Raw genomic sequence first — 6900 nt, forward strand, 5'->3', positions numbered from 1 at the left:
ACAAAAGTAAAGCTGTTTTTTGCGTATCATGAAAATACTAAATTATTAATCCGTAGAAGCAATGAGAAAAACAAGATAACGCAAACAAGGACTTACCGATGACTGGTAAGTCCTTGTTTGCGTTTTGCACATCAATGAAAAGCTTAAGTTTCTTTTGTTGTTTATGGCTAGTGGCTTTTACCTTGACTTTCGAGAAGTAGGAACAATCACTTATTTCATTTTATTCTTTGCGCTCGTGTTAGAGTTTTTAGCAACACGGATAAAACTACATCTCAATACACGTTAAACAAAAGTTTAAATTAAGGGCACCGAAAAAATTCGGCGTTTTTTGTGCATAGATACTAGTCTAACTTGAATAGGTTTGTTCGCTTAAAAGAAGAATAAATAAGCTATAAAAATGGAAAATATAGAAGTTCTTTTAGTGAGCAGGGGTTTACACGTGCTTTATCCCATTAAAATGGTGAAAAGAAAATTCTTAAAACGGACATCCTACCATTAGGAGGGATGATTCATGGGATTTAGAATTTATTTTATTCTAATAGTATGCTGCTTTATTTTTTCACCGAGTGTTTCGGCGGAAGTTCCACTAAAAGCCGCCTTCATTCGAGATCACCAGCTTTGGATGGTTGAGGGAGATAAAGAACATAAACTTACAACAGGTCGGCATGTCTTTTCTCCAAAGTGGTCACATGATGGTCGTTTCATAGCCTACTTAGATGGTGACGAAAACGGTGAAAAAACCTATTTGTATGTCTATGATACAAAGCAAAAGGAAAGCTATCAGCCGTATGAAACGATTGAAACTGGAAATTTTCAATGGTCTCCTGTTTCAAATCAAATCGCATATATTGCTGGCGGTGTACTCAATGTGACAAAAACAGTGAATGGACGACCAAAGGGGTTTCAAAATGTTTCATTAGGTGTAAGTGACTTTGTTTGGTTTCCAAATGGAAAGGAATTTATTGTATCAACTCAAGCCAGTTTACTCCCTACTGGATGGGGACCGATTCACCTTTTTAAAGTTCCAGTAGATGCGAAGCTTGATGTAAATAAAATTACACCCTTTTATACGATTCAAACAAATACCTCAGATCTATTTGCAATAGATGCCAATTATTTTCAATGGAGTGCGGATTATAAATGGGTAAGTTTTCTAGCAATACCTACAGCCTCATTGGCGAATGATAGCAATACTCTTTGCGTGCTTTCGTTTAAAGGGAATCAGTTTCAAGCTGTCGGAAAAATGCTTTGGTATCAGGAGTGGATAAAATGGGCTCCAAATGAAAATAAATTAGCCTACATATCTGGTGAAGGTCGATTTCTTGTAGAGAATAAAAAGATGACAATTGCGGATATACCAATCTCAAGCCAACAAAAGGAATACACTCCGAAAGGATATGTTGACCTTGACTTAGATTGGTTATCTCAAGATGAGGTTATTGTTGCTCGTGCAAAAGAAAATAAAGAGTGGAATGAAGGACCCGTTCCAACTATGTTTTCTAGTCTCTATGTCATTAATATAAAATCAGGGGAACAAAAACAAATAACATTCCCAAAAAGCAATGAAGTAGATAGTAAACCTCAGGTTATAGGATCATATATTACTTGGTATCGAGAGGGAAAACATGGAGATGTATGGATGAAGAAAGGAATAAATGGCCATGCAGATCTTTGGCTAAAAGATATAGATGAAGCTCCAGTATTTTTTACAAATAGTTAAAATTAAAATAATGCTCAGCTCATTCTACCAGCTTCAATTGTATCAGAATCGAACGGGACAGCCTCCCTCTACAAGCCTTACTATATAAGGATATCAACAAATCCCCCCTTGAGCGCCAAGGGGGGTGCTCCATTTTCGATCATCCCCCTCATTCACATACGAAAGTAAGAGATAACCTGGAAATTATCGAATCTTCTTATCTAAACGCATATTGGAACAAGCCATAGTATAAAGGTCCGACAAAGATAATAAGTGTAATGCCAATAACGATTGGTCGAAAGGATGGCGGGATCTCCTCGTAAGCTTCCTCTTTATTAACATATTTGAAGCTGAAAATGATATCCCACAATAAACCAATGACGAATATATATTTCCAGACAAGAGGAGTAAGAATTTGATTATTCGTCACATAGCCAAATAATCCGATCCAAGTAATAATAGAAAAAACAAAATCCACTTTAGCAGCCTTCGTTTTATACTCGCCTTTTATGAGAAATCCAATCGCGGCTGTGCCTAGAATTCCTAAGTAGATTAACCAGAATATATAAATCATTATTTCCCTGCTCTCTATCTAGTAGTATCTTCATTATAAAAAATGAAATGAGAAAAGCATAGATAATACTTAGAGAAAAAATAGTTTAACTAAATTTGTAAACTTTTTAATAAGCCAATCGTTTTATAAGAGGGAAGGAGGGGCGTTATTGAAGATGGATGTGTTACTTGAACAAACTTTACAGGAAACAACAAAGAATATATACAAGTACTTAATTAAAATTGACTCTAATCCTATAGAAGAGTTGATGAATAATTAAAGTTTAAACAATATTCGTTGCGATAAGGTAAGGCTTACTTCTGGTAGAGACAAAAAGGAAACTTTGATAGAGGATTATCGTATATTGATAGAGGTGACTTTAATGATTGAACTAATTTTACTTTTTGTATTGTTATTATTAACAGCACTTGTTCGTTATCTTGTGTTTGGTGCATTTGAGCCACTATCGTTTGCGATGATTTTTTTATTTCCAGTTGCAGTTCTTGTTATTTTTATTATTAGTAAAAGATTCGCAGATAAGGAACGTTCTTATCAACCAAAAGATATTGCAGGGTGGTCATTTTACAATATCCAAAAGTCATTAATCATTCAAAAACCACTCTTTAAAGGGAAAGACCAGAGAGGTTATGTGAAACGATATTTTCCACAAAAATGGCAATATGCTTTTGGAGATATTTTCGGTTTTAACTGGTACTTGTCCTTAGAAATTCAAATTGATCAAGATATATATGATGTTCGTTGGTATCGTGAAAAATGGTTTACAAATCAGGATCAGTGGAAAATTTATAAAAATGGGAAACAAATTGGTGAAGCAGATACACTAATTAATCTAAAAAACACTACAAAATTAAAAGAAGCAATTAAGTATAGGTTTTACGACACATCATATATATCATCCGCATCGACTGTGACATCAACCATTTCACTAACTCAAAATGAAGAGTTACTTGGGATATTAAAACGCAACCATATCATGAGTAATGTACAAGTAATTGATATTCAAGAGAACCGCCTAGAATATATTGTCGCGTTAATTGTTCATTCTTATTATTTCAAAAATAAATAATATAAAAACAAATGTACAGAGAAGATGTATCATGTGTATAAGGTAAATGAAGAGCTAACACGGTGCGACCGTTCAACAAGGGGTTAAAAGAAATAAAGTTGTATATAAAAATAAATTATTATACATAATTGCTGATTTATTTTTGTCTAATCCTCAATTAAGGGGCGCATTTCTCAAATAAGGGATGCGTCTATTTTTGTTTAGGGACAGATTATTGAGCAACAAACTAAGATAATAGAAAGTGTATTTGGAACTCTAGCATTCTTACAGAGACCTCGCAAATTCTAACATGATGTAGTGAAAATTATGTTACTTTAATAATAGAGGTGACATTTATGAAAAATAAACCAATATATGTAGAAATATCCATTAAGGCAACTATAGACGAAGTCTGGCGGATGACTCAAAACCCTGAACTTCATGAACAATGGGATTTGCGTTTTTCTTCTATTACCTATTTACCGGAAAAATCAGAGGATGATCCGCAATCCTTTTTATATGAAACGAAATTGGGATGTGGTGTAAAAGTCGCTGGCTGGGGTAAAAGCATCGGTACGCATAATAAGAAGGATGGTTCAAAAACATCTTCACTTCACTTTGGGACCGATCAAAAAATTTCGCCAATTTGTGAGGGGAAAGGATATTGGCAATATATACCGACAGATAACGGAACCACATTTCTCACCCAATATGACTATGATGTACGTTATGGTTTATTTGGACGGCTTTTAGACCTCTTTTTTCGGCCAATCATGGGGTGGGCAACAGCTCTTAGCTTTGATGTGATGAAACGCTGGATTGAAAAGGGGGAATCGCCACGAACACAGTATGTACGTGTCTTTAGTAATGCAATAGTAACAGTGCTCTTTTTCTTTGTTTGGCTTTACCATGGGCTAGTACCGAAGATTATTGCCCAACATCCTGAGGAAGTATCCATGCTATCTAGTTTAACTTCCTTGGAGGGAACTGCTGCTGTAAAGGGTGTAGTAATAATAGGCTTACTCGAGATTTTATTTGCAGTGGTTTGGCTTCTTTATCGTAAGAAGAGACATTTACTTGCTCTGCAAATGATTGTTTTTCCAATATTAACGATGAGTGCCTTAATCGCTAGCCCTTCGATCTCATCGCATCCGTTTAATCCTGTTACATTTAATGCTAGTCTTTGGGTTCTTTCGATTATTGGCTTCTTACTAGCAACAGATTTGCCATCAGCAACAAGTTGCAAGCGTACTAGAAAGGGTGATTCATAGTGACAATCTATCAAGACCTCTTAGGTGAGGAGTTTCAACGACTTCATCCTAAGCTACAAGCACGTTATTCACTTCCAATGGGTAAATCGTTTTATGCGGTCGGAACGATGTCAAAGATTGAAACCGGTGCTACTTGGCTAAAACCCTTTTTAAAATTAGCAACACGCTGGCAATTTCTTTTCCCCGAAAATGGGGATAATGTGCCGTTTACGATCAAAAATACTTGTCGCCTATTGTCGACCGGTGAAGAAGAAATATATTGGGAGCGTACTTTTTATTTTGAAGAAGTCACTCGGCATTTTAATGCGTTTATGACAATTGATACGAAGCGTAAAATTGTGAATGACTATTTAGGGGAGCCGAGTTTATTTTATTCGGATTTAAAAATGGGGGTGACACCTGAAGGGCACATGCACATTCGCTCTGGTCTTCAACGTTTCGTTATGGGTCACCTAGAGATTCCAATTCTTCGGTTATTAGAAGGAGTTGTGACGGTTGAGGAAGGGTATGATGATGCCCGAGAAGTATTTACGATTCAAGTCGATATTCGAAACAGAATCGTAGGAAGGTTGATGGCTTATGAAGGCGAATTTAAGGCGCAGTCTCTTTAGTCCAATTACCCTTGCAGGTATGATTCTTTTCATAGCAAGCAGCATTTTGACAGCTGAACCCTATTTGTTAATGCTGTCAGCTGCACAGTTGATTTTCGTACCGCTCATACTCCAGCTACTATTTGAAACAAAGAGGATACATATTATTTTCAATTGGATTGCTATGCTCTCCATATTTTTATTGCAAGTTGTTCCATCAGGTACAGGACAGATGGTGCTCGCTTTTATTTATGTGATCTTCACCTTTTTTGTGGCGTTTTATGGGCTAAAGCGATTTTTACAGCGTGGTTTTACAAACTGGGCAGAAATTTCAATTGATGTAGGGATGATGTATTTATTTGTAGGGGGATTATGGTTTTTTGCTTATATTGCGGGGATTGATACAGGTTTTAGTCCACTGATTACTTGGTTAACAGCTATTCATTTTCATTACTCTGCCTTTTTATTTCCCATCTCTCTTGGGTTTTTTGGACGTCTAAGCGTTTCAAAATGGTATCGCTTGATTGTACCAATTATTTTAGCAGGTCCTATGCTCGTCGCCATTGGCATTACATTTTGGCCTTTACTTGAATTCATCTCCGTGCTGTTGTACATCTTTGCCATTTACAGCTTAATCGTACTTGCATTCCGAACACGTTTCACCTCACATTTGCAGGCTGTCTTGATACGTCTTTCATACAGCGCACTAGGCATTTCAATCTTATTTTCATTGCTTTATGCGGCAAATAACGCGTTTGGAAAATGGTTTGTTAGTATTGATTTCATGCTAATGTTTCATGGCTCACTTAACTGTTTACTGTTTGGAATGTTAGGTGTACTCGGCTGGGTGCTTGCACCACCTAAAACGAAGCAGGATGTCTGGAATTTCCCAGTGAGTCAAATACGGGGGAGGCTAAAAGGAGCAGACCAGCAGCAATCAGGGCTCGTGGAAGATCTGAGTGTTTTTGTTGATGAGAAAGCTTTGCCCAAAACAATCATTGATTTTTATGAGCAAACAGATCAGTACCAATTATTTGCTTCTGTAAAATGGGCAACTTGGTTTAAACCATTCGCAGTGTGTTACAAATTAATAAGTATACAACTGCAGCAATTGAACTTGCCTATCTCAAGTAAGCGTACTGAAATGACATTTGACATACGGGCTGTTGATCCAATACTTGATGGGCGGGAAAATCCGCGTGCATGGACTCGTAAGGTGGAGGAGAAGAACGTATTTGTGGCTATTTATTCACAGCATGAAACAGCGGGCAGGACGTATATAAATATCGCACTTCCTCTTCCCTATTCGTCGATGGTTGGTATTTTACAGCTTGACGCTATCGATGGCTCTCTTATTCTCTCGAGCGAGGGAGATGGTGACTCTGGTATTTATTTAACAGCTGGCAAAACTCTTTTTAAGCTACCATTATCCGAGTACTTCTTGATTAAAGAGACAAGTGGAGAATCACTCACAGCACTTCATAAAATGCGAATCTTTGGCATTCCTTTTTTACAAATCGATTACACCATTAATCAAAAGTAATCATGATATATTTCATTCAATGGAGGGTTGCTGCGGCAATCCTTTTTCTAGTTGGTTAGGAAATTATAAAATTCTTGAACTGTGGATAAGCGCACGCCATCCAGCTCCAGCGCCTAGCCCCTCTTGGGTCTAAGCCACTTTTGAATTGAAGGCAAAGTACACCTTCTATTCAAAAGCG

Annotated in this window: 6 protein-coding genes; 5 read left to right on the forward strand and 1 reads right to left on the reverse strand. The window is 36.9% G+C overall.

The window, feature by feature from the left end:
* Positions 1 to 511 precede the first annotated feature (511 nt).
* Positions 512 to 1720, forward strand: a complete 1209-nt coding sequence (locus K9V48_RS20940; RefSeq protein WP_224141088.1) for a translocation protein TolB — start codon at positions 512 to 514, stop codon at positions 1718 to 1720.
* Positions 1721 to 1916: 196 nt separating this feature from the next.
* Here the strand turns inward: K9V48_RS20940 and K9V48_RS20945 are convergent, their stop codons facing one another.
* Positions 1917 to 2273, reverse strand: coding sequence for a hypothetical protein (locus tag K9V48_RS20945; protein ID WP_224141089.1), 357 nt, complete (start codon positions 2271 to 2273; stop codon positions 1917 to 1919).
* Between the two features lie 361 nt (positions 2274 to 2634).
* Here K9V48_RS20945 and K9V48_RS20950 point away from each other — a divergent pair, with 361 nt between their 5' ends.
* From K9V48_RS20950 to K9V48_RS20965, 4 genes are all read left to right on the forward strand, one after another.
* On the forward strand, positions 2635 to 3339 hold the full coding sequence (locus K9V48_RS20950; RefSeq protein WP_224141090.1) for a hypothetical protein: 705 nt from the start codon (positions 2635 to 2637) through the stop codon (positions 3337 to 3339).
* A gap of 335 nt (positions 3340 to 3674) precedes the next feature.
* Entirely contained in the window at positions 3675 to 4589 is a 915-nt protein-coding gene (locus tag K9V48_RS20955; protein WP_224141091.1) for a DoxX-like family protein, read from the forward strand.
* Entirely contained in the window at positions 4589 to 5200 is a 612-nt protein-coding gene (locus K9V48_RS20960) for a DUF4166 domain-containing protein (RefSeq protein ID WP_224141092.1), read from the forward strand. The genes K9V48_RS20955 and K9V48_RS20960 overlap by 1 nt, the downstream gene beginning before the upstream one ends.
* Positions 5169 to 6722 carry a YndJ family protein gene (locus tag K9V48_RS20965; RefSeq protein ID WP_224141093.1) on the forward strand — a complete coding sequence of 518 codons (1554 nt, stop codon included), beginning with the start codon at positions 5169 to 5171 and terminating at the stop codon, positions 6720 to 6722. The genes K9V48_RS20960 and K9V48_RS20965 overlap by 32 nt, the downstream gene beginning before the upstream one ends.
* Positions 6723 to 6900 lie beyond the last annotated feature (178 nt).

This window comes from Metabacillus rhizolycopersici (assembly GCF_020075705.1).